The sequence below is a fragment of the Tsukamurella pseudospumae genome, from assembly GCF_001575195.1.
GTDB classification, from domain to species: domain Bacteria; phylum Actinomycetota; class Actinomycetes; order Mycobacteriales; family Mycobacteriaceae; genus Tsukamurella; species Tsukamurella pseudospumae.
This window is the reverse complement of the sequence record NZ_LSRF01000058.1, coordinates 602,873-629,351: the sequence shown is the minus strand read 5'-3', so window position 1 is coordinate 629,351 and position 26,479 is coordinate 602,873. Positions and strand designations below refer to the sequence as shown.

The window sequence follows — 26,479 nt, the reverse complement described above, 5'->3', positions numbered from 1 at the left end:
CTGATCGGGTGATCCTCGAGCCCCTGCCGATCGACACCGTCGAATCCGCCCTGCCGCAGCTGGAGGCGCTCCTCACCGGCACGGCACCCGCGTGGCTGCCCGTTCCCGCGCAGGATCCGCGCGAGGCCGCCCGGCTCACCGGGGCGCTCGCTGCGGGCGAGTCCATCGACCAGCGGGTGGCCCTCGTGGTCGCAACGTCCGGCACCACCGGCACACCCAAGGGCGCGATGCTCACCCGCGCGAACCTCACCGCCAGCGCCGCGGGCACGCACGAACGCCTGGGCGGGCCCGGGCAGTGGCTGCTCGCGATGCCGCCGCACCACGTCGCGGGGGTGCAGGTGATGCTGCGCTCCCTGGCCGCCGGGCACGCGCCCGCTCAACTCGACGTCCGCGGCGGCTTCGCCCCCGCGTCCCTCGCCCTCGCGCACGCCGCGATGACGGCGGACCGTCGGTACGTCGCCCTGGTGCCCACCCAGCTCGTCAAGGTCCTCGCCGACCCCGCCGCCGCCGACGCCCTGGCCCGCTTCGACGGCGTCCTCATCGGCGGCGCCGCCTGCCCGGCCCCGGTCCGCGAGGCGGCGCTCGCAGCCGGCATCCGGATCGTCCGCACGTACGGCATGAGCGAGACGGCCGGGGGGTGCGTGTACGACGGTGCGCCCCTCCCGGGCGTCGAGATCCGCCTGGACGGCCCGGAATCCCGGGTCGTCCTGGGCGGCCCGACGGTGGCCCTCGGCTACCGGAACCTGCCCGATCATCCCGCGTTCGCGGAGCCGGGGTACTTCCGCACGGACGATGCGGGAACCCTGTCCGACGGTGTCCTCTCCGTCACGGGCCGGCTCGACGAGGCCATCTCGACCGGAGGCCTGACGGTGCTCCCCCAGGTCGTCGAGGCCGTCCTCGCGCGGGTGCCCGGCGTGGCCGAGGTCGCCGTCTTCGCCCAGCCCGATCCGCGGCTCGGCCAGCGCGTCGCCGCCGCCGTCGTCCGGACCCCCGGCACACCGGAGGGCGCGGTCACCGTCGAGGCCCTGCGGCGTGCGGTGGAGGCCGAACTGGACCGGACAGCGGCACCGCGCGCGGTGTATCTCGTCGACGAGCTGCCGCGGCGCGGGCCGGGAAAGATCGATCGACGGGCATTGGCGGCGCAGATCACAAATATTCACGGTTGAAGGAATCTGGTCTAAGCTTACTGCCGAGTAAGATCGCTCGGCAGTAGTCAGCCCCGGATCGGAGAACCGTGAAGCAGAACATCGCAGCGCAGACGCCGCTGCTCAACCCCCGCGACGTCGACTTCCTGCTCTACGAGTGGCTGAACGCCGAGGAGCTGACCAAACGCGAGCAGTTCGCCGACCACTCCAAGGAGACCTTCGACGCCGCGCTCGACCTGGCCGCCGACATCGCGGTGCAGAAGCTGTCGAACCACTACAAGGAGGCCGACGCCGCGGAGCCGACGATCCAGCCCGACGGCACCGCGAAGACGCTCCCCGAGACCAAGGCCGGCCTGGACGCGATCAACGAGGCCGGCTTCACCTTCGCCGAACTGCCGGCCGAGGAGGGCGGCATCGGCCTGCCGTCGCTGATCAGCAAGGCCGCGTTCGCGTGGATGCAGGCGGCGAACGTCTCGACCACGGTCTACTCGGGCCTGACGCTCGGCAACGGCAACGTCATCCGCTCCTTCGGCACCGACGAGCAGAAGCGCCTGTACCTCGAGCCGATGATCGAGGGCCGGTTCACCGGCACCATGTGCCTCTCGGAGCCCGACGCCGGCTCGGCGCTCGCCGACATCAGCGCGAAGGCCGAGCCCCGCGGCGACGGCAGCTACGCCATCACCGGCACCAAGATGTGGATCACCGGCGGCGACCACGAGATGACCGAGAACATCGTGCACCTCGTGCTGGCCAAGGTTCCGGGCGCGCCGGACGGGGTCAAGGGCATCTCGCTGTTCATCGTCCCGAAGTACCTGGTGAACGACGATCAGTCCGTCGGCGAGCGCAACGCCGTCAACCTGGTGAGCCTCAACCACAAGATGGGCAACAAGGGCACCACGAACTGCCTGCTCTCGCTCGACGGTGCCACCGGCTACCTCGTCGGCGCCGAGAACCGCGGCCTCGTGCAGATGTTCCAGATGATGAACGAGGCGCGCGTCGCGGTGGGCCTCGCATCGTCGGCGATCGGCTACACCGGCTACCTGCAGTCGCTGGAGTACGCGAAGACCCGCGTGCAGGGCCGTCCCGTCACCGCCCCGACGGGGCCGCAGGTCCCGATCATCGAGCACCCGGACGTGCGGCGGATGCTGCTGGCGCAGAAGAGTTATGTCGAGGGCGGGCTCGCGCTCTCGCTCTTCTCCGCGCGGCTGATCGACGACGCGCACACGGCACCGTCGGAAGAGGAGCGCGCGGCCGCCGGCCAGCTGCTCGACCTGCTGACCCCGATCATCAAGAGCTGGCCCAGCGAGTGGGCGACGCGCGCCAACGACCACGCCATCCAGATCCACGGCGGCTACGGCTACACCCGCGACTACAACGTCGAGCAGCTCTACCGGGACAACCGGCTCAACGCGATCCACGAGGGCGCCAAGGCGATTCACGGCCTGGACCTGCTGGGTCGCAAGGTGCCGCAGCAGGGCGGCGCCGCGTTCGGCGCGCTGCTCGGCCGGATCGAGGCGACCGCGGCCCGCGCCGCCGCCGTCGACGAGTTCGCCCCGTTCGCCGAGGCGCTGCGCGCCGCGAGCGCCCGCGCCGTCGAGGTGACGATGACGCTGGGCGGCTCCGGCGATCCGTCGCTCTCGCTCGCCAACGCCACGTCGTACCTGGACGGTCTCGGTCACGTCGTGGTGGCGTGGCTGTGGCTGGATCAGGCCCTGGCCACCTACGCCGAGGATGGGACGGCACGCGACGAGACCTTCTACCGCGGCAAGCGGGCGGCAACGCGGTACTTCTTCGTCTACGAGCTGCCCAAGGCGCACACCGAGTTCGACCTGCTCGCGAAGCTCGATCGGACCACGCTCGACCTGGACACGGCGGTCCTCTAGCGACTGCATAGGGTGGGTCGCATGGCAACCCCCGCGCAGTGGCTCGAAGGAGCCCGGCCCCGCACGCTCCCGAACGCGATCGCCCCGGTGATCGCGGGCACGGGGGCGGCGGGGTTCCTCGGCGGGGCCGTGTGGTGGAAGGCCCTGCTGGCGCTCGTGGTGTCGCTGGCGTTGATCATCGGCGTCAACTTCGCCAACGACTACTCCGACGGTGTCCGCGGTACCGACGACGACCGCGTCGGCCCGTTGCGGCTCGTCGGGTCGGGGCTCGCGTCCCCCGCCGCAGTCAAGCGCGCGGCGTTCCTCTGCTTCGGCGTGGGCGCGGTGGCCGGGATCGCCCTGTCGCTGGCGTCCGCGTGGTGGCTGATCCTCGTGGGCGCGGTGTGCGTCGCGGGCGCGTGGTTCTACACGGGTGGGTCGAGGCCCTACGGCTACCTCGGCTTCGGCGAGATCGCGGTGTTCGTGTTCTTCGGCCTGGTCGCGGTGCTCGGCACGCAGTTCGTGCAGGCCGGCAGGGTCGACGGTGCCGGCTGGCTCGCCGCCTGTGCTGTGGGCGCGTACAGCTCGGCGGTCCTCGTCGCCAACAACCTGCGCGACATCCCGACGGACCGCGAGTCGGGCAAGATCACTCTCGCGGTCCGACTCGGCGACTCCCGCACGCGCGTCCTGTTCGCCGTCCTGGTGGGCGCCCCGACGGTGCTGGGCCTGGTCCTGGCCCTCGTCTGCACGCCGTGGGCGCTACTGACCCTGCTGTCCGCGCCCCTCGCGGTGCGCGCCGCGCTCCCGGTGGTCCGCGGTGGCCAGGGCCGCGATCTGATCCCGGGCATCGCCCAGACCGGCCTGGCCATGCTGGTGTGGTCCGTGGCCGCCGCGGTCGGGCTGTTCCTGGGCGCGTGACGTAGGCGTCGTCCGCCGCACCGCACGTCCCGACTAGGACCGCTGGTACGCGCGACACCGGTAGGCACGATCCCCGTTCGGCGGCGGGTCCCGTGTCGTTCTGAAAACCCATGCGTGACACGCATGGCCGCATCGTCGCAGGTCACAGTACGTTCTTCCGAATCGAGCAATGCGCCCCGCGCATGGCTCACGCTGTCGACGACTAGACGCGCAGCAGGAATTCGGCCAGCTCCGCGGGCGGATCGGGCAGATTCACCAGCTCGACCCGGGAGGTGCGCATCGCCTTGACCACGTGGGTCTCCAGATCCTCGATGCCCGGACCACTGCGGAGCACCATCGCGATCTCGACCTCGCCGGCGAGCAGAGCCGCGATCGGATCATCGAGGATCACCTCCTCGGCGTGGGGCGTGTGCTCCCGGTTCCACCGGATCATCGTGCTCTCGAGGTGCGCGGGCAGTTGCACATCAGCGCGATGGGCCAGGCGGAACGCCGCCGGTCGCTCGCCACCGAGGGTGCGGAGCTCGTCGAAGCCGCCCACGATCCGCTCGATGAGCGTGATCGCCGAGCGCGCCCCCGTGGCCAGCTGCGCTCCCTCGACCCCGCGCCGGAAGAGAGGGAACCCCACCAGCTTCTCGGCGGCCGCGACCGACCGCGTGACGGTGGACTGGGCGACGCCGTGTACCCGCGCCGCCTCACTGATGCTGTGCGTGTGCGCGACTGTGGCCACCACCCGTAATCGTTCTATGTCCGACATGTCGGGACGGTACCGCCGGTCACTGACGAGTTTTCGCTTCCGCCCGGGCGGGTTCGGCGCTGCGGTCGGTCGCGGCGCCCAAGCCATGCGCCCGGCGCATGGTTCGCGTCACGGAAACATAGCGTGACCAGTAATTTCACCCGCCATGCGTCCCACGCATGGCTTTCCGAACGAGACACGCACCTCGGCCTGCAGGCCGGCCGCAGAACCCCGTCGGACCTACTCCCGCCAGGAACCGTCCGTCAGGAACCGTTCGACGGTGAGCGTCGGCGGGATCAGGTCGAAGCCCTTGGACGCGACCCAGGCGTCGTCGAAGTAGGTGTCGAGGTAGCGGTCGCCGTCGTCGGCGAGGAGCGTGACGACACTCCCGGACCGGCCCGCGTCCACCATCTCGGCGATCACGCCGAACGCGCCCCACAGGTTCGTGCCCGTGGATCCGCCGACGCGGCGTCCGAGCATCGCGGACGCGATGCGCGCCGCGGCGATCGAGCCCGCGTCGGGCACGCCGACCATCCGGTCCACGATCTCGGGGATGAAGGAGGGCTCCACGCGCGGCCGGCCGATGCCCTCGATCCGCGAGGACTGCCCCGTCTCCACCGAGCAGTCCCCCGCCTCGAAGCCGGGCAGGAAGCTGGAGTTCTCCGGGTCGACGACGCACAGGCGCGTGGCGTGCCGGCGGTAGCGGATGTACCGGCCGATCGTCGCGGACGTGCCGCCGGTGCCCGCGCCGACCACGATCCACGCCGGCTCCGGATGCTCCTCGAGCGAGAGCTGCGAGAAGATAGACTCGGCGATGTTGTTGTTCCCGCGCCAGTCGGTCGCCCGCTCGGCGTGCGTGAACTGATCCATGTAGTGCCCGCCCAGGTCCCGGGCGAGGCGCGCGGCCTCGGTGTACACCTCGTCGGCGCGATCGACGAAGTGGCACGTGCCGCCCTCCCGCTCGATGAGCGCGACCTTCGCGGGCGACGTGGTCCGCGTCATCACTGCCACGAAGGGCAGGCCGAGCAGCTTGGCGAAGTACGCCTCGGACACCGCGGTGGAGCCCGACGACGCCTCGATCACCGTGGTCCCCTCCCGCACCCACCCGTTGCAGAGGGAGTAGAGGAACAGGGACCGGGCCAGGCGGTGCTTGAGGCTGCCCGTGATGTGGGTGGTCTCGTCCTTGAGGTACAGCTGGACGCCACCGCCGTCCCCCTGCGCCCAGGACCCCAGCGGGAAGCGCAACAGGTGCGTGTCGGCACTGCGGCGCGCATCGGCCTCGATGAGCCGCACTGCGTTGTCCACCCAGGCGCGGTCCCCGGACCGATCGCAGACGACCGTCATTCGTCCACGCCCTGCAGCCGCCGACGGAAGTCGTCGCGCTTCTCCTTGCGGGCGGCGTCGATCACCGAGGCGCTGCGGTTGACGCGATCCCGCAATCCCTTGCCGACGACCATCGACAACGGAAGGGCGACGACGAGAGCAAACAGGAAGACGATCACGAGTGGGACGTCGTCCGTGAACAGCCGACCGATTCCGTAGAACACCGCCGCGATCACGGCGACAAGCGCCAGGCGGAACAGCGTATACAAAACAATGTCGCGCGCCAGCGTCCGCTTGGCGGCTCCCGTATCGGTCATGCCGATCAGCCTACTCCCCGTCCGAAATCCGACTTTACCAATACTTGACAGTCCGATAGAGGTTCGAGTACTCGGGCAAATCGCTGCATACTGGGCATCATGACCACGGCACACCCGAACCTCGCCCAGCGCACCGTCGACCCGCGCGCCGCGGCGCCCCGTCAGCCCGAGCGCCTCATGACCCCAGGCCAGGTGGCTGCTCTGTTCAACGTGAACCCGAAAACGGTCACCCGGTGGGCGGGTGCGGGCCTGCTCGGCTCGGTCCGGACCCCGGGCGGGCACCGTCGCTTCCGCGCATCGGAGGTCTTCGCTCTACTGAACCAGAACACCACGGCGTAGCCGGTCCGCAGGCCGGAAAAGGGGCGCCGCTCCGTCGTTGATGACGGAGCGGCGCCCCTTTTCCGTACGCGGATTTCCGGCGCGGATATCAGCCCGCGTAGGAATGCAGACCGGTCACCACGTAATTGATGAAGAACAGATTGAACACCATCGCGGCGAATCCCAGGATGTTCAGATAGGGCGCTGCCTTGCGCCACACGGAGGTCGCCCGCGCATGCAGGTACGCCGCGTAGATCACCCACGCGATGAACGACACCGTCTCCTTCGGGTCCCAGCCCCACGGCCGGCCCCACGCCGCCTCGGCCCAGATCGCACCGCAGATCACGCCGGCGCTGAACAGCGGGAACGCCACGATCACGGTGCCGTAGGCCACGCGATCGAGCACCTGCGCGGAGGGCAGGGCCTCGACCAGCCGGCCCGGGAAGCCCGACGATGCCTCCACAGTCCCGTCCGGCCGCTCGTAGCGGCGCCGGAACAGGTACAGCAGGCTGGCCACACCGGAGACGAGGAAGATGCCCGAGCCGATCGACACGATCGACACGTGGATCGCGAGCCAGTAGGACTTCAGCGCGGGCACCACGGGGCCCGCGGTGGTGTACAGCACGCCCTCGGCGACGAACATCAGCGCCAGCACCGGGAGCAGCACGAACACGAGGATCGGCCGGGTCTCGGACTTGCGGAGCATGATCAGTGCGGCGAGCACCGCACCCGCGCAGGTGATGGTCACGAACTCGTACATGTTGCCCCAGGGCATGCGACCGGTGGCGATACCGCGGGAGACGATCGACGCGACGTGCAGTAGCAGGCCCGCCACGACCACCGCGTAGCCCATCCGGCCGATCCGCTCCGACCGGGAGCGACGCGGACCGTCGTCCACGACGACGCCGGGCGTGCCGGCCGTGGCGATGGGCGCCCCGCCCGCGGCGACGAGCTCCCGGCTGCGGTCGCGGGCCGCGGTCGCGGTGACCCGGGTGGTCGCGAGTTCGATCACCAGCAGCACCAGGGCGACCGCGTAGATCGCGGTGGCGCTGAGGAACATCGTCTCGGCGTACCCCGCGAGGGTCGTGTTGGTCGTCGGTCCCATGGTCAAGCCACCTTCTCACCGTTGCGGCCGACGAGGCGGTCGGCCAGTGCATCGAAGTCTTCGTTCCATCCGGCCTGGTCGGTGCGGGCCAGTCCGGCGATCTCCATCACGGTACCGCCGCCCTCGCGCGGGGTCAGCCGCACGAACACCCGTCGCCGTTTCACCGTCAGCGAGACGATCAGCCCGCCGAGCATCCCGATCGCGAAGAGCAGCGTCCAGTTCTGCGCGGGATTGTGGCTGACCTGCAGCGCGGCGAAGTTGGTCACGCCGTCGAAGCGCACCTGCGTGCCGTCCTCGAGCGTCGTCGACTGGCCGACGTCCAGGTTCACGCGGGCCTTCTTCTCGAGCCGTCCGGAGTCGATCTGGTCCCGGCTGAGCGAGAAGATGTTCTGCGGCTTGCCCGAGTCGAGACCGGTATCACCCTCGTAGACGTCGATCGCGACGGCCGGGTCGTTCGGCGCCGGGAACCGCGAGGTCAGGAGGGACCCGTTGAGCTGCTTCGTGGGGGCGAGCAGGCCCTCGATCCCGATCTGCTTGGTGCGGCGCTCGTCCTCGGTCTTGTACAGCTCGGCCGGCGGGTCGAAGCGCAGCGCGCCGGAGCTGAGGAAGTAGACCTTGTCCTGCGGCGCGAACTGCATGGTCTGGGTACGGGTCTGCCCGCCCGGGTAGGTCACGGTGAACGTGCCGGCGTAGCCGTGGCCGAGCATGTAGACGCGCACGCCCTCCATGCGCAGGGGCTTGTTCACCTCGATCGTGAACTTCTTCCACGTGCCGTCGCGCAGGCCGTCGCGGTCCTGGTAGGAGGCGTTCGTGGAGAACATGTCGGGCTGCGCGTTCGGCAGGAAGGTGGCGTTGACGGCGTCCGCCTTGATGCAGAAGGGGGCGAGCCCGGTGCCGTCGACGAGGTTGCCCGCGCGGAAGTTGTCGTAGTTCGACGAGGTGTTGCAGAAGCCCTCGTCGCCGGCGATCACGATGCGCGAGCCCTCGTAGCCGAACTGCTGTCCGACGCCGATCGCCACGAGGATGCCCAGCAACGACGCGTGGAAGAGCAGGTTGCCCGCCTCGCGGAGGTAGCCCTTCTCGGCGGAGACGGTGACGGTGGCGCCGCCATTGGTGCCGGCCTCGGCCGCCGTTTCCACCCGGGAGATCTTGCGCCAGCCGCGAAGTCCGGCGAGCACCGTCCGCGCCGCGGTCTCCGGGTCCTCGTCGCTCTCGCGGATGGTGTGCCGAGGCAGGCGGGACAGGTTGCGGGGAGTGTTGACGGGGGCCGTGCGCAGCGCGCGGACGTGCTCGAACAGCCGCGGCAGGATGCAGCCGACGAGTGAGACGAACAGCAGCGCGTACACGGCGGTGAACCACACCGACTTGAACACGTCGAAGAGCTGCAGCTTGTCCATGATCTCGCCGACCGTGCCGTGGTCGGCGATGTACTTGGCGGTCGCGGCGCCGTCGATGTCGCGCTGCGGCAGCAGCGCGCCGGGCATGGCCGCCACGGCGAGCAGGAACAGTAGGACCAGCGCCGTCTTCATCGAGGTCAGTGAGCGCCAGGTGTTGCGGACCGTGGCGATCGCGCGGCGCAGCGGCGACTGCCGCTGCGGGCTCGACGGCGGGACCGGCGGGTTCGGGTGTTTCGTCAAGGTACTCATATGGGCATCACCGTGTCGGAGACGAAGAGGCGGCGCACCAGGTCGATGAACTCGGCCCAATAGCCGGTGACCAGCGCGACGCCCACCGCGATCATCAGCACGCCGCCGAGGATCTGGATGCGGCGCGAGTTGCGGCGCAACCACCCGACCGCGCGGACCGCCACCGTCGACCCGAGGGCCAGGATGATGAAGGGCAGACCGAGCCCCGCGCAGTAGGCGACGATGAGGACCGCACCGCGGGCGGGTTCGGCGTCCGTGCCGACGACGATCGACAGGATCCCCGCCAGCGTCGGGCCGATGCACGGGGTCCAACCGAGCGCGAACACTCCGCCCAGCAGGGGCGCGCCCGCGAGGGTCGTCCACTGCCGCGGCGCGAACCGGACGTCGCGCTCGAGCATCGGGACGAGGCCGATGAACGCCAGGCCCATGACGATGGTGATCACGCCCCCGATGCGCATGAGCGTGTCGGCGTTGAGGGCGATCGACGTGGCCAGCCCGAAGACGGACATGGTCATGAGCAGGAAGACCGCGGTGAACCCGGCGACGAACAGCACCGCCGCGCCCATGACGCGCCACCGTCCGGCACGCACGCCCGCGCGGGCCTCGTCGACGGTGGCGGCCGGCGCCTCCGCCCCGACGAGCCCGGCCAGGTACGATAGGTAGCCCGGCACGAGCGGGACGATGCACGGCGAGGCGAAGGAGACGAGCCCCGCGAGCAGGCACGCGCCGAGCGCGAGCAACAGCGGGCCCGAGACGGCCGCGGTGGCGAAGGCCTCTCCCATCAGCCCTCCCCCAGTACCTTCTCGACGGTGCCGAGCAGTTCCTTCTCGCCGACCGTCGTGAGGTACGACGCCGCCACCCGGTGCTTGCGGTCGAGGACGAAGGTCATCGGCACGACGGTCGTCGGGTACTGCTCGCCGATGGCCAGCAGCGCGCGGCCGGGCGGGTCGTAGATCGACGGGTAGGTCAGGCCCTGGGAGCCGATGAAGTCGCGGGCGGCGTCGTCACCGGCGGTCTCGCGGACGTTGATGCCGAGGAACTGCACTCCGCGGTCCTTGGTGGCGAGGTAGGTCCGTTCCAGCTCGGACGACTCGAGGCGGCACGGCGCACACCAGCTGCCCCACACGTTGATGACGACGACCTTGCCGTCGTAGTCGGAGAGCTTGAGTGTGGTCTTCTCGTCCATCACGCTGCGCCCGGACAGGTTCTCGACGGTGCTGCGCTTGTCGGGCTCGTAGAACTGCCGGACCTTGCCGCCGGGTGCGATGACGCCGCCCTTGGCCGCCTGGTCGGAGTACTGGACGCAGCCGGACGCGCCGAGGGCGACAGCGCCGAGGACCACGAGGGCGGCGGCGCGGCGGGCGAGCCTCACGCGCCCGTGATCCGCGGGTCGGACGCTCCCGCGGGTTCGGAGTACACGAGGTCGACGAGGGCGTCGCCGTCGTAGACGAGGCTGGTCAACGACGCCAGGGAGCACTGCCGCTTGCGCGGATCGTGCCAGAGCCGCTTGCCCTCGAGGTAGCGCCGCAGGGTCACGACCGGCAGCTGGTGGCTGACCAGCACCGCCTCGTGGCCGCGGGCCCGCTCGCGGGCGATGTCGACGACGCCGAGCATGCGGTGCGCGATCTGGAGGTAGGGCTCGCCCCACGACGGGGTGAACGGATCGCGCAGCTTGGCCCAGTGCTTGGGCTCGCGCAGCGCACCGTCGCCGACGGACACCTTGAGCCCCTCGAACTGGTTCCCCGCCTCGATGAGCTCCTCATCGGTGATGATCGCCAGGCCGTGGGCGGCGGCGATCGGCGTCGCGGTCTCCTGTGCGCGCTGCAACGGCGACGCGAACACGGCGGTGATGTCGTGGTCGGCCAGCGCGTCCGCAACCTTGCGCGCCTGGGCGCGGCCGGTGTCGGACAGGCGGAAACCGGGGAGGCGGCCGTAGAGGATGCCGTCGGGGTTGTGCACCTCGCCGTGCCGCATCACGTGCACGATCGTCTGCGTCATCTTGTGTTCTCTCCTACCGGGGCTCACTGCTTCGCCGCGGCGGCGGCGCGGGCGGCGGCGGGCAGGGCCGCCTCGATGGACTCGAAATCGGTGTCGGTGAGCGCCGCGGAGACGAACCACGCCTCGAAGGCGCTCGGCGGCGGGTAGACGCCCTGCTCGAGCAGCGCGTGGAAGAAGGGCGCGAACCGGAAGGTCTCGGCGGCCTTCGCCTGGCCGTAGTTCACGACCGGGCCGTCCGTGAAGAACACGGAGACCAGGTTGCCCGCGTACTGGACGTGGTGCCGCACGCCCTCGGCGGTGAGCGCGTCGCCGATCAGTCCGCCGAGCCGGATCGAGTTGGCGTTGAGCTTGGCGTACACCTCGTCGGTGGCGTTCCGGAGCGTCGCGAGACCCGCGGCCACGGCGACGGGGTTCCCGGAGAGCGTTCCGGCCTGGTAGACGGGGCCGAGCGGGGCGAGCCGGTTCATCACCTCGGCGCGGCCGCCGAAGGCCGCCGCGGGAAGGCCGCCGGACATGACCTTGCCGAAGGTGAACAGGTCGGCGTCGACGGGCTCGAGCCCGTACCAACCGGCCTTGCTGACGCGGAAGCCGGTCATGACCTCGTCGAGGATGAGCAGCGCACCGTCGGCCTCGGTGATGTCGCGCAGGCCCTGGTTGAACCCGGCCTGCGGGGGCACGGCGCCCATGTTGCCGGCGGCGGCCTCGGTGATCACGGCGGCGATCTGGCCCGGGTACCGCGCGAAGGCCTCGCGCACCGCGTCCAGGTCGTTGTAGGGCAGGACGACGGTGTCCTGCGCCTGCGCTCCCGTCACGCCGGGGCTGGTGGGCAGGCCGAGGGTGGCGACGCCGGAGCCCGCGTCGGCCAGCAACGCGTCGACGTGGCCGTGATAGCAGCCCGAGAACTTGATGATCTTGGCGCGGCCGGTGACGCCGCGGGCCAGGCGCACGGCGCTCATGGTGGCCTCGGTGCCGGAGTTGACCAGGCGGATCCGCTCGACGGGGGCGACCCGCGCGATGAGCTCCTCGGCGAGCTCGACCTCGGCCTCGGTGGGGGCGCCGAAGCTCAGCCCGGTCGTGGCGGCGCGCTGCACGGCCTCGACGACGGCGGGGTGCGCGTGGCCGAGGATCATGGGGCCCCAGCTGGAGACGAGGTCGACGTAGGTGTTGCCGTCGGCGTCCGTGAGCTGCGAGCCCGTCGCGCTGGTGATGAACCGCGGGGTGCCGCCGACGGCGGAGAACGCGCGAACCGGCGAGTTCACACCGCCGGGAATCGAGCGGGCCGCGCGGTCGAACAGTGCGGCGCTGGCCTGGGTCTGGGGAGAACTCACGACCTCCAGTGTCCCAGGCCGAAGCAAATCGTCAACTACAGGGTGTAGGAGAAGTCGCCGAGTGCGGGCATTTCGGGTGCGGGAAACCATCCGCACCCGGAAAGCGCGAGCGCACCCGGCGTGCCGGGTGCGACCGGGTGATCTGGGTGCGGGAGGCCATCCGCACCCGAAATGCGCGGCCGCCATCGACAAGATCTCTCTCGCGACGGCGCATCGCGATCGGTAGTATCGACCGTATGAGCAGCGAGATCACCAACCGCAGGTCGGCGTCGGGACAGCCGCGCCGAGCCGCAGCGGCCGGGGATCCGAGCCGGTCCGAGGAGTACTCCGAGGCGGCGTACCGCTCCGCCGTGCTCGAGGCTGCCGAGTTCGTGGCCGACCGATCGCGCGAGCTCAACCGCCGACTGGCATGACCTCGGTCTTCCTGACCCCGGAAGCCGTGCTTCTGGTGGGCGGCGTCGCCACGGGATTCCCACTCAACATCCGTGACCAGGGCAATTTCGATTCCGCTGTACTGCGGCCCCGCACGACGATCTTCGGCGCTGACGCCTACCCGACGCTGTACGCCAAGGCTGCCGCGCTGATGCAGTCGATCGCCCGGAACCACCCGTTCGTAGACGGAAACAAACGCACCGCGTGGGCGTCCGCGTGGGCCTTCCTCCGACTCAACGGCGTGAACCTCGCCGCGGACTACGACGTGGACGACGCAGAGCGATTCGTCCTCGACGTGGCCGTCGGCGCGATCGAGGACATCGAGGCGATCGCAGGACGGTTCGCGGAGTTCGCAGAATCAGCTTCCACCTGATCCCAGCCACCGACCACCTATAGTGGAACAGGTTCCACATACCGGGGCCGCACATCATCGCCGATGCACTGGGGGCACGACCAATGGAACGACTCAGCGGACTGGACGCGTCCTTCCTGTACCTGGAATCGCGCTCCCAACTGATGCACGTGTCCGGGCTGCTCGAACTCGACCCTGGCACCGTCGAGGGCGGCTACCGCTTCGAGGACCTGCGGTCCGAGCTGGCGCGGCGCATCACGGGCATGCCCGCGTTCCGCCGCAAGCTGCACGACTCGGTGGTCAACCTCGACCACCCCGTGTGGGTCGAGGACGAGTCCTTCGACATCGAGGCGCACGTGCACCGCATCGCGGTCCCGGCGCCGGGCGGGCAGCAGGAGCTCGCCGATCTGTGCGCGCACATCGCCGGCCAGGCCCTCGACCGCAGCAAGCCGCTGTGGGAGATGTGGGTCATCGAGGGGCTCGCGGATGGGAAGATCGCCGTGATGCTGCGCATGCATCACGCGGGCGTCGACGGGGTGACGGGCGCCGGCCTGATGGCCCAGCTCTGCTCGCTGACCCCGGAGCCGCCCGCCCTCGACCCCGATCAGGTGGCGCGCACCACCGGCGGCGCGCCCCTGCTCGCCCTCGCCGCCGACGGCGCGAAGAACGTGCTGCTGCGCCCGCTGTCGCTGGTCTCGCTGCTCCCCCGCACGCTGCCGGTCCCGGTCAAGTGGTGGACCCGCGCGCGCCGCGGCGCCGCGATGCCCGCCCCGTTCAGCGCGCCCCGCACGTCGCTGAACAGCGCGATCACGGGCCACCGCTCGATCGCCTTCGCCTCCGTGCCGCTCAGCGACGTGAAGCGGGTCAAGGACCACTTCGGCGTGAAGATCAACGACGTGGTCCTCGCCGCCTGCTCGGGCGCGATGCGCGAGTTCCTGCACGACCGCGGCGAGCTGCCCGAGCAGCCGCTGGTCGCGATGATCCCGGTGTCGGTGCACGAGGCGGAGATCGGCGCGACGCTGGTCGAGGGCTCGAACAAGGTGACCGGCATGTTCACCCGCATGACCACCGACGTGGACACCCCCGTCGAACGCCTCGAGGCGATCCGCGAGCGCGTGGCGACGAGCAAGGAGCACCACGGCGAGCTCGACGACAACCTGCTGCGCTCCTGGGCGCAGTTCGCGCCGGCGTCGATCATGTCGCTGGGCGCGAAGCTGTACGGCGAGAACAACCTGCCCGAGCTGCACCCGGTGATCTACAACCTGGTGATCTCCAACGTGCCGGGCCCGGACTTCCCGCTGTACTTCCTCGGCGCGCGGATCCACTCGATGTACCCGCTCGGCCCGGTGTTCCACGGCGCGGGCCTCAACGTGACGGTGTTCTCGCAGGAGGGCACACTGAACATCGGCGTGATCGCCTGCAAGAAGCAGGTACCCGACCCGTGGCCCATCGTCCGTGCCTTCGAGCGCGACATCGCGGCCCTGGTCGCCGCAGTCGACGAGGGGACGGAACCATGACCGACGGTCCGCGCGTACGGATCGATGCCGGCGAGCTCTCGGGGCTCGACCAGGGCACGGTGCACGCCTTCCGCGGCATCCCCTACGCGCGGCCGCCCGTCGGTGCGCTGCGCTACCGGGCACCGCAGCCGGTCGAGCCGTGGGACGGGGCCCGCGATGCCACCGCGTTCAGCGCGGCCGCGCCGCAGAACAAGAGGTACACACTCGTCGGCTTCCGCGAGTACCAGCCCACCAGCGAGGACTGCCTCACGCTGAACGTGGTCACGCCCGCGCGGCCGGCCACCGCGCCGCGCCCGGTGATGGTGTTCCTGCACGGCGGCGCCTATCTCATGGGCAGCTCCGCGACGCCGCTCTACTACGGCAACTCGCTCGTCGAGCGCGGCGACGTGGTGTTCGTCTCGATCAACTACCGCCTCGGCGCGCTCGGCTACCTGGACCTCACGGAGTTCTCGACGGACGAACGCCCGATCGACGGCAACCTGGGCCTGCGCGATCAGGTCGCCGCACTGCAGTGGGTCCAGCGCAACATCGCGGCCTTCGGCGGAGACCCCGGCAATGTCACGATCTTCGGCGAGAGTGCCGGCGGCAACGCCGTCACCACGATGCTCGCGGTGCCCGCCGCCCGCGGCCTGTTCCACCGCGCGATCGCGCAGAGCTCCGCGCCCGAGCTCACGGTCGACGCCGTCACCGCCCGCGGCTGGGGCAAGCGCTTCGTCGAGCTGATCGGCGGTCCGGAGAAGATCGACACCTGCAGCTCCGAGGAGCTGGGTCGGGCCGGGAACCACCTGATGGGCGAGCTCAACCGGGAACAGCTCGGGGTCATCCCGTACGGCCCCACGGTCGACGGTGACGTCCTCCCGGAGGATCCGGAGCTCGCGATCGCGGCCGGGCGGGCCGCCGACGTGCCGCTGATCATCGGCACCAACCGCTCCGAGGCCACGCTGTTCACCAAGATGCCCGGCATGGGCAAGCCGACGGCGGAGCGCGCCGCGCACACCCTCGGCGCCGAGCCGCACCGGTTCGACCCGCTGGCCGCGGCGTACCCGGGTTTCCCGGGCATCCCCACGATCAACCGGATCATCGGCGACTACATGTTCTGGGCACCGTCGTTGCGCATCGCGCAGGCGCACGCGCGGCACGCGCCCACGTACTTCTACCGTTACGACTTCTCCCCGAAGACGCTCGATCTGTTGGGCTACGGCGCCACGCACGCGACGGAGCTGATGGCGGTGTTCGGCGTGTACCACGGCACGACGGGCTGGGTCCTCGGCGCGCTCGGCGACCGGCGCATCGCCATGCGCGTGTCCGACGGAATGCAGCGCGACTGGATCACCTTCGCCCGCACCGGCCGGCCCGCGAGCGAGTGGCCCACCTACAACGGCACCTCCCGCGCGACTCTGGTGATCGACGACCGGAACCGGATCGTCTACGACCCGTCCCCCGAGATCCGGCGGGCCTGGGAGAGCTTCACGGGGTAGCTGGCCCGCCCCACGGGGCGACGGCGCGGGCATACTCGGGATGTGAACGTTGTCGTGGAGACCGAGTCGGGAGCCGTGCGCGGCGTGGCACGGGGCGCGGTGTTGACGTGGCGCGGCATCCCCTTCGCGGCGCCGCCCGTGGGCGAGCTGCGCTGGCGGGCGCCGCAGCCGGCACCGTCGTGGTCCGGGGTCCGGGACGCGGACGACTTCCGCAACGCCGCGGTGCAGCACCCGGAGAGCACCCCCGTGGGGTTCCGGAAGTACCAGCCGGTCGACGAGGACGCCCTGACGCTCAACGTGGTCACCCCGGCGGACCCTCCCGCCGCGCCCCGTCCGGTGATGGTGTTCATCCACGGCGGCGCCTATCTCATGGGCAGCTCGGGAACGCCTCTCTACTACGGACATTCGCTCGTCGAGCGCGGCGACGTGGTGTTCGTGTCGGTCAACTACCGGCTCGGCGCGCTCGGCTACCTCGATGTCACGGAGTTCTCCACCGAGCGCCGCCCGATCGACGGGAACCTGGGCCTGCGCGATCAGGTCGCGGCACTGGAATGGGTGCGGCGCAACATCGCGGCCTTCGGCGGCGACCCCGGCAACGTCACGGTGTTCGGCGAGAGCGCCGGCGGCAACGCGGTCACCACCTTGCTGGCGACCCCGGCGGCGCACGGGCTGTTCCACCGCGCCATCGCGGAGAGCTCCGCCCCCGCACTGACCACCGACCTCGCGACCGCCCGGTCCCGCGGCCGCCTCTTCGTCGAACTACTCGGCGGTGCAGCGCAACTGGGGACCGATGCGATGCTCGTCTCCCGCGCCGGCCACCGCACGATGCGCAGGCTGGAGAACGAGCAGCCGGGCATGGTCCCGTACGGCCCCGTCGTCGACGGTGACTTCCTCCCGGAGGACCCGACGCTCGCCATCGCCGCCGGACGGGGTGCCCGGGTGCCGTTGATCATCGGCACCAATCGCGACGAGGGCACGATGTTCACGCGCTCCGGGAAACTCGCCGAGCCCTCGGTGGACGTGATGGCCCGCGCGCTGAACGCCGCGCCCGACCAGGTCGCGGCGATCGGTACGGCCTACCCGGGGTTCCCCGGCAAAGCCGCGTGGCAGCGACTGTTCGGCGATCACGAGTTCTGGGCACCGTCGGTCCCCATCGCCGAGGGGCACAGCGCCCACGCCCCCACGTACATGTACCGCTACGACTACACCCCGACCGCCTTCCGCGCCGCGGGCCTGGGCGCCACCCACGCGAGCGAGTTGCTCGCGGTGTTCGGCGTCCTCACGGGCAAGGGCAGGGTCCTCGCGCTCGGCGATCGCCGCACCGCCGCACGCGTGACCACCGAGGTGCAGCGGGACTGGATCGCGTTCGCCCGCACCGGACGGCCCTTCTCCGACTGGCCGCAGTACGACGGTGCCGCTCGCCGCACGCGCATCATCGCCGCGCAGTCCCGGGTGGAGGAGGATCCGGACGCGACGCAGCGTCGTGCCTGGGCCGCGTCCGGCCTGCCCGGGACCGCGCTCCCGATCGGCGACCGCACCGACCCGGCCGCTTGAGACCTCGCCAGCACCGTTACCGGCCGGTAGGGTCGGAATCATGACGAATCCGGCACCGTCGACCGAACTGACCGCAGCGCTGCGCGCCATCTTGGACGGCAGGTGGGCCGCGACGAGGGACACCGTGCGCGCCCAGATCCAGGACGGGAACGTGGTTCCCAAGACCGGCCTGAGCCTGGACGAGTACCGCGAGCTGATGCTCGGGCAGATGAAGGACATGGTGCCGCTGGGGTTCCCGGCGGACGGCTTCCGCGTCGAACACGGCGGCACCGGCGACGTGGGCGCGGCCGTCACGGCGATCGAGACGCTCGGCTACGGCGATCTCTCGCTGATGGTCAAGGCGGGCGTGCAGTGGGGCCTGTTCGGCGGCGCCGTCGAGAATCTCGGCACCCGGTACCACCACGACACGTACGTCAAGGGGCTGATCGACCTCGACGTACTCGGCTGCTTCGCCATGACGGAGACGGGCCACGGCTCCAACGTCCAGGAGCTGGAGACCACCGCCACCTACCTGCCGGAGACCGACGAGTTCGAGATCCACTCCCCCACCTCCAGCGCGCGCAAGGACTACATCGGCGGCGCCGGCGAGCACGCCCGGTGGGCCGCGGTGTTCGCGCAACTCATCACCGGCGGGCCCGGCGAGGAGCCGAAGGGCCGCGGCGTGCACTGCTTCGTGGTGCCGATCCGCGACGAGAACGGCGACGACCTGCCGGGCGTCACCACCTCGGACTGCGGCTACAAGGGCGGCCTGCCCGGTGTGGACAACGGCCGCATCGTCTTCGACCGCGTGCGCATCCCTCGGCGCGAGCTGCTGAACCGCTACGCGGACGTCGCCGAGGACGGGACGTATTCCAGCCCCATCGAATCCGATAGCAAGCGCTTCTTCACGATGCTCGGCACGCTGATCCGCGGCCGCGTCACCGTCGGCGCCGCGGCGGGCGCCGCGGGGCGCCTGGGCATCACGCTGGCCACCAAGTACGCGCTGGTGCGCCGCCAGTTCGACGCGCCGGGCGGCGACAACGAGTTGCTGCTCCTCGACTACCGCACGCACCAGCGTCGTCTGCTCCCGCTCGTGGCCCGTGCCTACGCCTTCGCCATCGCCCAGAACGAACTCACCGCGGAACTGCACGAGCTGCAGTCCGGCGATCCGGAGGCGGTGGACCCGGCGTACGCCCGCGAGATCGAGGGCAAGGCGGCGGGGATCAAGGCCGGCCACACGCGCCTGGCGTCCGACGCGATCAGCGCCGCGCGCGAGGCCTGCGGCGGCGCCGGCTACCTGTCGGAGAACCGGCTTCCCCTGCTGCGCGGCGACATCGACGTGTTCACCACCTTCGAGGGCGACAACCTGGTGCTCACGCAGCTGGTGGCGAAGGAGCAGCTCACCGCCTACGCCTCCGACGTCCAGGGCCTCGACGCCGTGGGCTGGGTGCGGTTCGTGGCGAACATGGCCAAGGACGTGGTGCTGGAGAAGACCGCCGCCCGCCAGGTCGTGCAGACCCTGCTCGACGATTCGGACGAGGACACCGAGGAGAGCGAGCTCACCCACCCGGGCACGCAGCTGCGCCTGCTCCGCAACCGCGAGAACCACCTCCTGCGCACCGCCGCCGACCGCATGCGCCGCGCCAAGGACCCCGACGAGGACCCGCTCGAGGTGTTCACCGAGACGCAGGACCACCTGATCAAGGTGGGCGAGGCACACATCGAACGGATCGTGCTCGAGTCCTTCGTCGACGCGATCACCGACGTCGAGGACCGGCAGACCCGCGACGCGCTCAAGCTGATGCGCAACCTGTACGTCTACTCGCTGCTGGAGCGCGACCTCGGCTGGTACCTCATGCACCGCCACGTGTCGGTGGAGCGCGCCAAGGCGATCCGCCGCGGCGTCAACGAGCTGTGCGGCAAGGCCCGTCCGATCGCCGAGTCCCTCGTGGACGCGTTCGGCGTTCCGGCTGCGGCCCTGGACGTCCCGATGCTCGATCCCGCCAACAGCGTCTCCGTGCGTTAGCGGGGTCCGACGGTGCCGCCCACGCCCGAGTGGCGCGACGCGCACGCCCGCCTCGGGCGCGAACTGCGCCGCGCCACGCGGGATCCGTGGTGGCGGCGGACCCGGCCGCCGATCGCGTCGGTGTCCGATCTGCCCAGGACCGACGCGGACTATCCCGAAGCCGTTCCGGTGCTGCTCGATTGGCTGGAGCGCACGGCTGAGCACACCGGCATCGACGACGTCCGCGAGGTCCAGATCTTCCGTACCGGCCTCTGCCACGCGCTGACGATGCGCTGCGCCGTCGGCACCCGGGCTGTGCCGCTGATGATCTCGGCGCTGTACACCGACACCTCACTGCATCCGTCGATTCTCGCGAGCTACACCCAGGCGGCTCAACAGATCGCGGAACCGTCGGACTACACGAGGTTCCGCGAGATCGCCCTCGACCGGTCAATCGGCTACGGCCGCGCCCCGATCCTGGAGTGGCTCTTCGAGATCGATGTCGACGACGCCCTCGTCGTGAACATCGGCGAGCTCGACGACCCGACGGTCCGCGCTTACATCCTCCGGTCCTTCCGGCACGGCAAGAACTCCCGTCGCCCGGCCCGGCTCCACGCCGTCGTCGCGCCGTACGTCACCGATCCCGAGCCCGAGGTCCGCACGCAGGCCAAGGCCCTCCTCAAGCGCTTCTGACCTCACACCACCCGCACGATCGGACCCGCGACCGCCCCGGTGTAGATCCCCGATCCGACTGACGTCACCTGCACACCGCTACCGAGCTCGCGACTGGACCAGCCGTCGTGACCCTCTGCCTGAATCTGCGGGCCGTAGTCCGACAGCACGAGGAGCCGCTTCCCGTCCGTACCGAAGAGCGTGAGTTTGATGTTCTCGTACTTCGCGGTGAGCACCGACTCCGCGGTGAACAGATCGAGCGCCTGGAAGGGCCCGTTCTCCGGACCGACCACGATCTGCCGGCCCAGCGCGGTGTATCGGGTCGGCTGGTTCGTTCGTACGACGGAACCGTCCAGATCTCTGGTCCAGAGCACGGTTCCGGTGTCGGGATTCACCACAGCGACCCGGCCGCTGTTCGCAACATTGAACGCGGGCAGTGAGGGCGGCGCGTTCCCCGGCTTGATCGGCCAGATGCCGTTGGCATTCTCGAACGTTCCGCGGCGCCTGCCGTCGAGATCGTAGAACTCCGCCGACCACTTCTGTGAGCCGCCCGCACCCCTGGACGTCGTGACCAGGGAGAAGCCGCCTTGGAACGGCCCCCACGCCGTGTCGCCCGGCGCCTCCGCGAGAACCTTCCCATCGGTCAGTCGCAGGATGCGGAGCGTCGAAGTGTCCTTGACGAGCGGATCGGTCGACTTCGCCGTCGTGGTCACCGCCACCACTCCCGCGCTGGCACCTCCTTCAACCGACGTCGCATCCGCGGGCACCGTCCACGCGACCGATCCATCCGCCCGGAGCACTCGATCTCCCACCTTGGGGGGCCGCGGCCGAGCACCGTCGTGGCCGCCCCATCCGCCGACGAAGACTCCGTTCGCCGCGACGGGCGACTCGATCGACCTCGCGATCGGGATGGCCTTGCGAGCGACCAGATCGACCGCCAGGAGACCCGAGTCACTTCCACTCCCCGTGGCACACAGCGCAGCCCGCCCCGTCACTGCGCACTGTTGGGCGGGCTCACCGTTCCCCGGCATCGGAACCGTGAACAGCGACTTCCCCGAGGCCGCATCGAGTACGTCGATCACTGTGCCCGGATAGTAGGTCACGAGAGCGCGCTCATCGTCCGCTCCCAGCAGTCGACTCCATCCGCCTGCAGGGCCCTGGAAGGTCCATCGTGACGTCGTGGGTGCGCCGTTCAGCGAGGGCATCAGCGGTGTCGCGAGAATCGGCGTGAGCTTCGCAGCCTCACTCGACACGGCGTCGTCACCGCTGCCCTTCCCGCGGTTCCCGATCACGACCGCCACACCCACGATCAGGGCGATCACTGCGACGATCGCGACCCCGGCGATGACCGGGCCGCGCCGACGCGACCGAGCGGGCTCCGCTGTCCGCCCGTGCGCGCGTGGCACCACCGTCGGCGCACCGGCCGGGTACTCCCCGCGCGCCACCGTGCGGTCGGTGTCCGCACTCACGGGTCCGACCGCCGGCGCGGATTCGCCGGCATGTGACAGCGCTTCGGCGAGGTCGGCCGCGAACGCACCGGACGACGGATACCGGTCCGCCGGCGACTTCGCGGTGGCCCGTGCCAGAGCCGCGTCGACCGCCGCCGGGAGGCCCGGTCGCAGCGTCCGCACCGACGGCAACGGTTCGCCCAGGTGGCCCGCCATCACGGTGGCGGCATTGGTACTCGCGTACGGCGCACTCCCGGTCAGAAGCTGAAATGCTGTGCAGCCGAGCGAGTACTGGTCCGATCGGCCGTCGAGCGGAAGCCCCCTGAGTTGTTCCGGGGACGCGTAGTTCAGAGTTCCGACGGTGACGCCCGTCCCGGTCAGGTCGGACGACTCGGCGCCCATCCGGGCGATCCCGAAGTCGCTGAGGAGCACCCGCCCCGTGGTGCTCATCAGAATGTTGGCGGGCTTCACGTCGCGGTGGACGAGCCCGGTCGAGTTCGCCGCGTCCAGCGCTGCGGCGGCCTCCGTCACCACCCGCGCGGTCCGCGCCGCGTCCAATGGGCCGTGGGACCGCACCAGGTGTGCGAGGTCCTCGCCGTCCACGAGTTCCATCGCGATCCACAGGTGGCCGTCGAACTCGCCCCGGTCGTACACGCGGACGATCGCCGGGTGCACGAGCCCAGCAGCGAGATCGGCCTCCCGCTCGAACCGTGCCCGGAACGCCGGATCCGCCGCGAACTGCGGCAACAGCACCTTCAACGCATCCGACCGCGGTAGTCGCGGATGACGAGCGACGTAGACCTCGCCCATCCCACCTGCACCGAGCAAACGCTCGATCACGTATCCCGCGAACTCCGCCCCCGGCTCCAGCGCCACCGCAGCTCCTCCTGTGCACAGCAACGACCACGGTTGGCCATCGCGAAGACCATATCGTTCACCGCTTGACGTCGTCTTGGATCTGAGTTGCGTACGCGGCGAACGTTCCGTCCACCGCGACCTGAGGATGAGGCCCCGAGAATCGATCATGAATTCGTCGGTCTGGGACCGTGGCGTCGTACTGTGACGCCATGGCATCGCAGTCCTACGTCGACCTGCGGCGAGCGCTCGACGACCCGCGCACCGACCCGCAGCTGCTCTTCCATCAGGCCTGCGAGTTGTCGGGGGCGTTCGTTCGCAACGAGCACCTGATCGGCCTGCTCCCGCCGGACGCGCCGCACGTGATGATCGCGGGCTTCGAGCGGGCGGGTGGAGCGGGTGTCGCCGACGCCTACGTCGAGCTCGCGGCGCTGTACGTGACGGGCGGGACGTGGCAGTCGCCGCTGCTGCCCCTCGACGACGCCCGCGCGATCGATCTGTATCGCAGGGCGATCGCCGCCGGCTCCGACGAGGCCCCGTACCTGCTCTCGCGCGCGATCTACCGCGCGGACCGCACCGATGTCGCGCACGAGGCCTGGCGGAAGGCCAAGGCGTTCCAGGTCACCCACCCCGACCGCCTCGATGCCCTGGTCCACGCGGGCTACCTCCTGCAGGCCGGGTTCGGCGTCCCCGAGAATCAGGAGGCTGCCGGGGACTTCTTCACCGAGGCCGCCGGTCGGGGCAGCGCCGACGGTGCCTTCGAGGTCTCGGTCCGCTCGCTGAACGGTGTGGGTGCGGCTCAGGACGACCAGGAAGCGCTGCGCTGGTCGCGGCGCGCGGCCGAGCTGGGCAGCTCCCGCGCCGCCTACAACCTCGGCGCCGCCTACGCCACCGGGCGGTACGGCCTCGTCCGCGACCCCGAGGAATCGCTGCGCTGGTACCTGCGCGCGGCGGAACAGAATCACGGGATGGCGGCCTTCACCGCGGGGGTCATGCTGCTCACCGGCGACGGTGCCCTCCGGCCCGATCCGCCGCGCGCAGCGCGCCTGCTCAGTGACGCCGACTACCTGCTCGGGGAGGGCACCGTCGACCTGCGTCTTGGCGCGATGGGCCTCGAGCGTCCGCTCGGGTGATCCTTCGGGATCGTCGCGGACGGCCCCGGCCCACCGGGCGCGCGACGGCTACCATCGGCCTATGACCGAGTTCAGGACCGCGGGCGGTTGGCTCCTCCTGACGGACGGCGCCGTCGAGATCCACCGCGGCGGCAGGACGGTGACGGTGCCGCTCGGGGACGTCGAGGACATCCGCATCACGGCGGGGTTCGTGCACGTCCAGCGCGTAGGAGCTCCCGCGACCTCCGCTGCGGACCTGTCCGGCGATCCCACCATGATCTCGATCGCACCCGAGCAGTGGCCAGCGGCCGTCGCATTCCGGGACGCGGCCTTCAAGGCCCGTCGCGCCCCGCAGGGGGACCCGTCGCCCGTGCTCCGGCCACCGTCGACCGCCGTGGACGACACGCTGACCAGGCCCGCCGCAGCGCGCCCGAACTACGGTGCCGCGAGCCGCGAACGCCCGGACATCAAGGCCGCCATGTACTGGTTCCGACAACTCGATCCGCTACCGTCCGCGGATCAGTGGTTGGTCGATGCAGTCGGCGACGACGAACTGGTGCTCGGCGCCTTCGAGGTGTGGCGGGTGAAGGACGAGGGGTGGCAGCCGCTGCTCGTCACGGATCGACGGTTGCTCTACGCGACAGCCACACCGACCCCGACGATCCTCGAACTTCCCCTTTCCGTGCTCATCCGGATCACGCAGGGGGAGTCGAACGACGCGGGGCACGTTCAGGTGAACCTCGTCGATCGCACGGGGCAGTACAAGGTGTGGCTGCGGTCGAACTCCGCGTACCACCGCTTCTACCTGACCACGAACAATGCGCGCAGCTTCTCCATCTACGCCGTCGCGCCCGCACCGGAACCGTTGCGCGGCAACGAGGTCGCCGAATAGTACCGGGCCTACTCGGCGTTGATGACCCAGATCGACGCCGGCACGGTGCCCGAAGCGGAGGTCGGGGCGCGGGTCGCGGCGATCTTCGGCGTCGCACCTCCCGAGCAGTCCCCGCGGCGCGACTGGGAATGAATTGCGACGGAGAGCACCATCAGGGCTGCAGCGAGACCCGCCGCCACGGGCTGGTGTCGGCCTCGAGCAGGTAGTGGAGTTCAGCCGCGACGCGGGTGTCCTCGGCCTCGACCTCGGTGACATCGCTCATGGCCAGCCAGAACGCGCGACCGGTGAGCAGGCCGTCGGCGAAGGTCTCCCAGTCCGGGTACTCGGCCTGCGCGCTCCGCAGCGCCGCTCCCATCAGCTGCCACGCCTCGCCCTCGTCGATGAGGCCGGCGGTGAATCCCATGCGCGCCACCACCGGGACCCGCGCGAGATCCCACGCGCGCACGTGCGGGGGCAACGACACCGCACCCAGCCGTCCGAGCAGCTTCATCGCGATGAGCCGATAGATCGCCTCGTGCGCCTCGATCGCCCGCCCGGGATCCTCGCCCACGAGCCGGGCACGCACCGCGATGAACCGACGGTGCTCCTCGAGCGTCAGCGGCGAATCCATGGCCTTGCCATCGCGTTTGGCGATACCCAGTGGCTCCGCGAGCGGGAAGACCACCTCGTAGAGCGGGGAGTGCATCCCGTCGAGCAGCCGACCCACCGTCCGCCGCAGCTCCACCGCGTCCTCGACGCTCCACGACTTCCGCAGGTCCGCCGCGGCCTGCTGCGCGGTGGTGCCCTCACCCCCGTGGCGGGTGCACTCCCGCCACACCGTGTCCACGGCGTGGCTGCAGGTGCGTCCGACGTACGCGCCGAGCGAGAGCGCGCGCAGCTGATTGTCGGTGATCGACGCCCCGGTCCAGTGGAAATCGGACTTGCGGTCACCATTGGGCCACAGCGTGACCTCGGGTCGAGCGGTCATGTCCATAGGTTAGTCACTCGATCGGGGGCCGGAGCGGTACGTCACGCCCGCCCACCGATCCGACCGCGCAGGAACTCCACGGCGCCCGGCGGCACCAGCTCGGAGAAGGTGCTGACGCGCCCGGCGGTGCGCATCGTGATCGTGACGAACGGGCCACGAGCGCGGACGTCGGTCATGTCGGAGTAGTTGAGCGTCGAAATCCCGGCCGGCGAGACGATGGTCATCGTCGCCGGCCCGAAGGTCGAGGTCCAGGGCGCGCCGGACGCGAAGCTGCGCCGCAGCGACCGCCGCGTGACCACGTAGGTGAGGGCCGGTAGCAGCAGGGGAAGCACGAGGATCACGATGTACGGAGTCGCACCGTCGCCGAGCGCGATCAGCGCGGCGCCCAGGGCCAGGCACAGCACCGTCGTCACGATCCACGTCGCCCGGCGCACGACCAGGAGGGCCGACGCACGCGCGATCCGCTCCGCGTCGTGCACTCCCGGCTCCCACACGTGGTGGGGCGCACCGTCGACCTGCATGC

25 protein-coding genes are annotated in these 26,479 nt (G+C 70.5%); 13 read left to right on the top strand and 12 right to left on the bottom strand.

Annotation, left to right across the window (positions count from 1 at the left end):
- Positions 1-8 precede the first annotated feature (8 nt).
- The 3 genes from menE (at position 9) to AXK60_RS21420 (ending at position 3,925) form a co-directional block, all read left to right on the top strand.
- Positions 9-1,166: an o-succinylbenzoate--CoA ligase gene (menE, locus tag AXK60_RS21430; protein WP_068574306.1), complete on the top strand. Its 1,158-nt coding sequence runs from the start codon at positions 9-11 to the stop codon at positions 1,164-1,166.
- A gap of 68 nt (positions 1,167-1,234) precedes the next feature.
- Entirely contained in the window at positions 1,235-3,028 is a 1,794-nt protein-coding gene (locus AXK60_RS21425) for an acyl-CoA dehydrogenase (RefSeq protein ID WP_082778176.1), read from the top strand.
- Between the two features lie 21 nt (positions 3,029-3,049).
- Positions 3,050-3,925, top strand: a complete 876-nt coding sequence (locus tag AXK60_RS21420) for a 1,4-dihydroxy-2-naphthoate polyprenyltransferase (RefSeq protein WP_068574304.1) — start codon at positions 3,050-3,052, stop codon at positions 3,923-3,925.
- Positions 3,926-4,127: 202 nt separating this feature from the next.
- On the opposite strand, the gene AXK60_RS21415 is transcribed toward AXK60_RS21420, so the two are convergent.
- The 3 genes from AXK60_RS21415 to AXK60_RS21405 all read right to left on the bottom strand — a co-directional run bounded on the left by AXK60_RS21415 (position 4,128) and on the right by AXK60_RS21405 (position 6,298).
- Complete coding sequence (locus AXK60_RS21415; protein ID WP_068574302.1) at positions 4,128-4,655, bottom strand: LysR family transcriptional regulator; 528 nt, start codon at positions 4,653-4,655, stop codon at positions 4,128-4,130.
- A 243-nt stretch (positions 4,656-4,898) separates the two neighbouring features.
- Positions 4,899-6,002 (bottom strand): L-cysteine desulfhydrase Cds1, encoded by a 1,104-nt coding sequence (cds1, locus tag AXK60_RS21410; RefSeq protein ID WP_068574300.1) that lies wholly within the window; start codon positions 6,000-6,002, stop codon positions 4,899-4,901.
- Entirely contained in the window at positions 5,999-6,298 is a 300-nt protein-coding gene (locus AXK60_RS21405; RefSeq protein ID WP_068574298.1) for a DUF4229 domain-containing protein, read from the bottom strand. The genes cds1 and AXK60_RS21405 overlap by 4 nt, the downstream gene beginning before the upstream one ends.
- A gap of 177 nt (positions 6,299-6,475) precedes the next feature.
- On the opposite strand from AXK60_RS21405, the gene AXK60_RS21400 reads away from it, so the two are divergent.
- Positions 6,476-6,637: a BldC family transcriptional regulator gene (locus AXK60_RS21400; protein WP_074850913.1), complete on the top strand. Its 162-nt coding sequence runs from the start codon at positions 6,476-6,478 to the stop codon at positions 6,635-6,637.
- Positions 6,638-6,725: 88 nt separating this feature from the next.
- Here the strand turns inward: AXK60_RS21400 and ccsB are convergent, their stop codons facing one another.
- Genes ccsB through hemL form a run of 6 tightly spaced genes read right to left on the bottom strand, consistent with a single transcriptional unit; the run spans position 6,726 to position 12,693 of the window.
- A complete protein-coding gene (ccsB, locus tag AXK60_RS21395) occupies positions 6,726-7,721 on the bottom strand; it encodes a c-type cytochrome biogenesis protein CcsB (protein WP_068574294.1) in 996 nt (331 codons plus the stop codon).
- 2 nt (positions 7,722-7,723) lie between these two features.
- Positions 7,724-9,367, bottom strand: coding sequence for a cytochrome c biogenesis protein ResB (gene resB, locus AXK60_RS21390; protein ID WP_068574292.1), 1,644 nt, complete (start codon positions 9,365-9,367; stop codon positions 7,724-7,726).
- Entirely contained in the window at positions 9,364-10,149 is a 786-nt protein-coding gene (locus tag AXK60_RS21385; protein WP_068574290.1) for a cytochrome c biogenesis CcdA family protein, read from the bottom strand. Before AXK60_RS21385 ends, resB begins: the two co-directional genes overlap by 4 nt.
- Positions 10,149-10,739, bottom strand: a complete 591-nt coding sequence (locus AXK60_RS21380; RefSeq protein WP_068574289.1) for a TlpA disulfide reductase family protein — start codon at positions 10,737-10,739, stop codon at positions 10,149-10,151. The genes AXK60_RS21385 and AXK60_RS21380 overlap by 1 nt, the downstream gene beginning before the upstream one ends.
- The gene (locus AXK60_RS21375) at positions 10,736-11,365 is read right to left on the bottom strand and encodes a histidine phosphatase family protein (protein ID WP_068574287.1); all 630 of its coding nucleotides are present in this window, start codon (positions 11,363-11,365) and stop codon (positions 10,736-10,738) included. The genes AXK60_RS21380 and AXK60_RS21375 overlap by 4 nt, the downstream gene beginning before the upstream one ends.
- A 23-nt stretch (positions 11,366-11,388) precedes the next feature.
- Positions 11,389-12,693 carry a glutamate-1-semialdehyde 2,1-aminomutase gene (gene hemL / locus AXK60_RS21370; protein WP_244881151.1) on the bottom strand — a complete coding sequence of 435 codons (1,305 nt, stop codon included), beginning with the start codon at positions 12,691-12,693 and terminating at the stop codon, positions 11,389-11,391.
- Between the two features lie 236 nt (positions 12,694-12,929).
- Here hemL and AXK60_RS27200 point away from each other — a divergent pair, with 236 nt between their 5' ends.
- The 7 genes from AXK60_RS27200 to AXK60_RS27720 all read left to right on the top strand — a co-directional run bounded on the left by AXK60_RS27200 (position 12,930) and on the right by AXK60_RS27720 (position 20,703).
- Positions 12,930-13,106, top strand: a complete 177-nt coding sequence (locus AXK60_RS27200) for a hypothetical protein (protein WP_156485648.1) — start codon at positions 12,930-12,932, stop codon at positions 13,104-13,106.
- On the top strand, positions 13,103-13,498 hold the full coding sequence (locus tag AXK60_RS21365) for a type II toxin-antitoxin system death-on-curing family toxin (RefSeq protein WP_068574285.1): 396 nt from the start codon (positions 13,103-13,105) through the stop codon (positions 13,496-13,498). Before AXK60_RS27200 ends, AXK60_RS21365 begins: the two co-directional genes overlap by 4 nt.
- Positions 13,499-13,581: 83 nt before the next feature.
- On the top strand, positions 13,582-14,994 hold the full coding sequence (locus tag AXK60_RS21360) for a WS/DGAT/MGAT family O-acyltransferase (protein WP_068574282.1): 1,413 nt from the start codon (positions 13,582-13,584) through the stop codon (positions 14,992-14,994).
- The gene (locus AXK60_RS21355; protein WP_068574280.1) at positions 14,991-16,472 is read left to right on the top strand and encodes a carboxylesterase/lipase family protein; all 1,482 of its coding nucleotides are present in this window, start codon (positions 14,991-14,993) and stop codon (positions 16,470-16,472) included. Before AXK60_RS21360 ends, AXK60_RS21355 begins: the two co-directional genes overlap by 4 nt.
- Positions 16,473-16,514: 42 nt before the next feature.
- Positions 16,515-18,026: a carboxylesterase/lipase family protein gene (locus tag AXK60_RS21350; RefSeq protein ID WP_068574278.1), complete on the top strand. Its 1,512-nt coding sequence runs from the start codon at positions 16,515-16,517 to the stop codon at positions 18,024-18,026.
- A 40-nt stretch (positions 18,027-18,066) separates the two neighbouring features.
- Positions 18,067-20,031, top strand: a complete 1,965-nt coding sequence (locus AXK60_RS21345) for an acyl-CoA dehydrogenase family protein (protein WP_068574276.1) — start codon at positions 18,067-18,069, stop codon at positions 20,029-20,031.
- 12 nt (positions 20,032-20,043) lie between these two features.
- On the top strand, positions 20,044-20,703 hold the full coding sequence (locus AXK60_RS27720) for a hypothetical protein (protein ID WP_244881150.1): 660 nt from the start codon (positions 20,044-20,046) through the stop codon (positions 20,701-20,703).
- Between the two features lie 2 nt (positions 20,704-20,705).
- Here AXK60_RS27720 and AXK60_RS21335 read toward each other — a convergent pair whose 3' ends face one another.
- A complete protein-coding gene (locus AXK60_RS21335) occupies positions 20,706-23,006 on the bottom strand; it encodes a serine/threonine-protein kinase (RefSeq protein WP_068574274.1) in 2,301 nt (766 codons plus the stop codon).
- A gap of 191 nt (positions 23,007-23,197) precedes the next feature.
- Here AXK60_RS21335 and AXK60_RS21330 point away from each other — a divergent pair, with 191 nt between their 5' ends.
- Together AXK60_RS21330 and AXK60_RS21325 are read left to right on the top strand one after the other, a co-directional pair.
- Complete coding sequence (locus AXK60_RS21330; protein WP_082778171.1) at positions 23,198-24,118, top strand: tetratricopeptide repeat protein; 921 nt, start codon at positions 23,198-23,200, stop codon at positions 24,116-24,118.
- Between the two features lie 61 nt (positions 24,119-24,179).
- Complete coding sequence (locus tag AXK60_RS21325; protein WP_068574270.1) at positions 24,180-24,989, top strand: PH domain-containing protein; 810 nt, start codon at positions 24,180-24,182, stop codon at positions 24,987-24,989.
- A gap of 151 nt (positions 24,990-25,140) precedes the next feature.
- Here AXK60_RS21325 and AXK60_RS21320 read toward each other — a convergent pair whose 3' ends face one another.
- Together AXK60_RS21320 and AXK60_RS21315 are read right to left on the bottom strand one after the other, a co-directional pair.
- Entirely contained in the window at positions 25,141-25,956 is an 816-nt protein-coding gene (locus AXK60_RS21320; RefSeq protein WP_175400083.1) for a DUF1266 domain-containing protein, read from the bottom strand.
- 41 nt (positions 25,957-25,997) lie between these two features.
- Complete coding sequence (locus AXK60_RS21315) at positions 25,998-26,477, bottom strand: hypothetical protein (protein ID WP_068574267.1); 480 nt, start codon at positions 26,475-26,477, stop codon at positions 25,998-26,000.
- Positions 26,478-26,479 lie beyond the last annotated feature (2 nt).

Coding starts and splice junctions, on each gene's coding strand:
- AXK60_RS21355 (WP_068574280.1), top strand. CDS start 14,991: ATGACCGACGGTCCGCGCGTACGGATCGATGCCGGCGAGCTCTCGGGG.
- ccsB (WP_068574294.1), bottom strand. CDS start 7,721: ATGGGACCGACGACCAACACGACCCTCGCGGGGTACGCCGAGACGATG.
- AXK60_RS21325 (WP_068574270.1), top strand. CDS start 24,180: ATGACCGAGTTCAGGACCGCGGGCGGTTGGCTCCTCCTGACGGACGGC.
- AXK60_RS21320 (WP_175400083.1), bottom strand. CDS start 25,956: ATGACCGCTCGACCCGAGGTCACGCTGTGGCCCAATGGTGACCGCAAG.
- AXK60_RS27200 (WP_156485648.1), top strand. CDS start 12,930: ATGAGCAGCGAGATCACCAACCGCAGGTCGGCGTCGGGACAGCCGCGC.
- AXK60_RS21420 (WP_068574304.1), top strand. CDS start 3,050: ATGGCAACCCCCGCGCAGTGGCTCGAAGGAGCCCGGCCCCGCACGCTC.
- cds1 (WP_068574300.1), bottom strand. CDS start 6,002: ATGACGGTCGTCTGCGATCGGTCCGGGGACCGCGCCTGGGTGGACAAC.
- AXK60_RS21400 (WP_074850913.1), top strand. CDS start 6,476: ATGACCCCAGGCCAGGTGGCTGCTCTGTTCAACGTGAACCCGAAAACG.
- AXK60_RS21315 (WP_068574267.1), bottom strand. CDS start 26,477: ATGCAGGTCGACGGTGCGCCCCACCACGTGTGGGAGCCGGGAGTGCAC.
- AXK60_RS21345 (WP_068574276.1), top strand. CDS start 18,067: ATGACGAATCCGGCACCGTCGACCGAACTGACCGCAGCGCTGCGCGCC.
- AXK60_RS21330 (WP_082778171.1), top strand. CDS start 23,198: ATGGCATCGCAGTCCTACGTCGACCTGCGGCGAGCGCTCGACGACCCG.
- AXK60_RS21375 (WP_068574287.1), bottom strand. CDS start 11,365: ATGACGCAGACGATCGTGCACGTGATGCGGCACGGCGAGGTGCACAAC.
- resB (WP_068574292.1), bottom strand. CDS start 9,367: ATGAGTACCTTGACGAAACACCCGAACCCGCCGGTCCCGCCGTCGAGC.
- AXK60_RS21360 (WP_068574282.1), top strand. CDS start 13,582: ATGGAACGACTCAGCGGACTGGACGCGTCCTTCCTGTACCTGGAATCG.
- AXK60_RS21385 (WP_068574290.1), bottom strand. CDS start 10,149: ATGGGAGAGGCCTTCGCCACCGCGGCCGTCTCGGGCCCGCTGTTGCTC.
- AXK60_RS21365 (WP_068574285.1), top strand. CDS start 13,103: ATGACCTCGGTCTTCCTGACCCCGGAAGCCGTGCTTCTGGTGGGCGGC.
- AXK60_RS21405 (WP_068574298.1), bottom strand. CDS start 6,298: ATGACCGATACGGGAGCCGCCAAGCGGACGCTGGCGCGCGACATTGTT.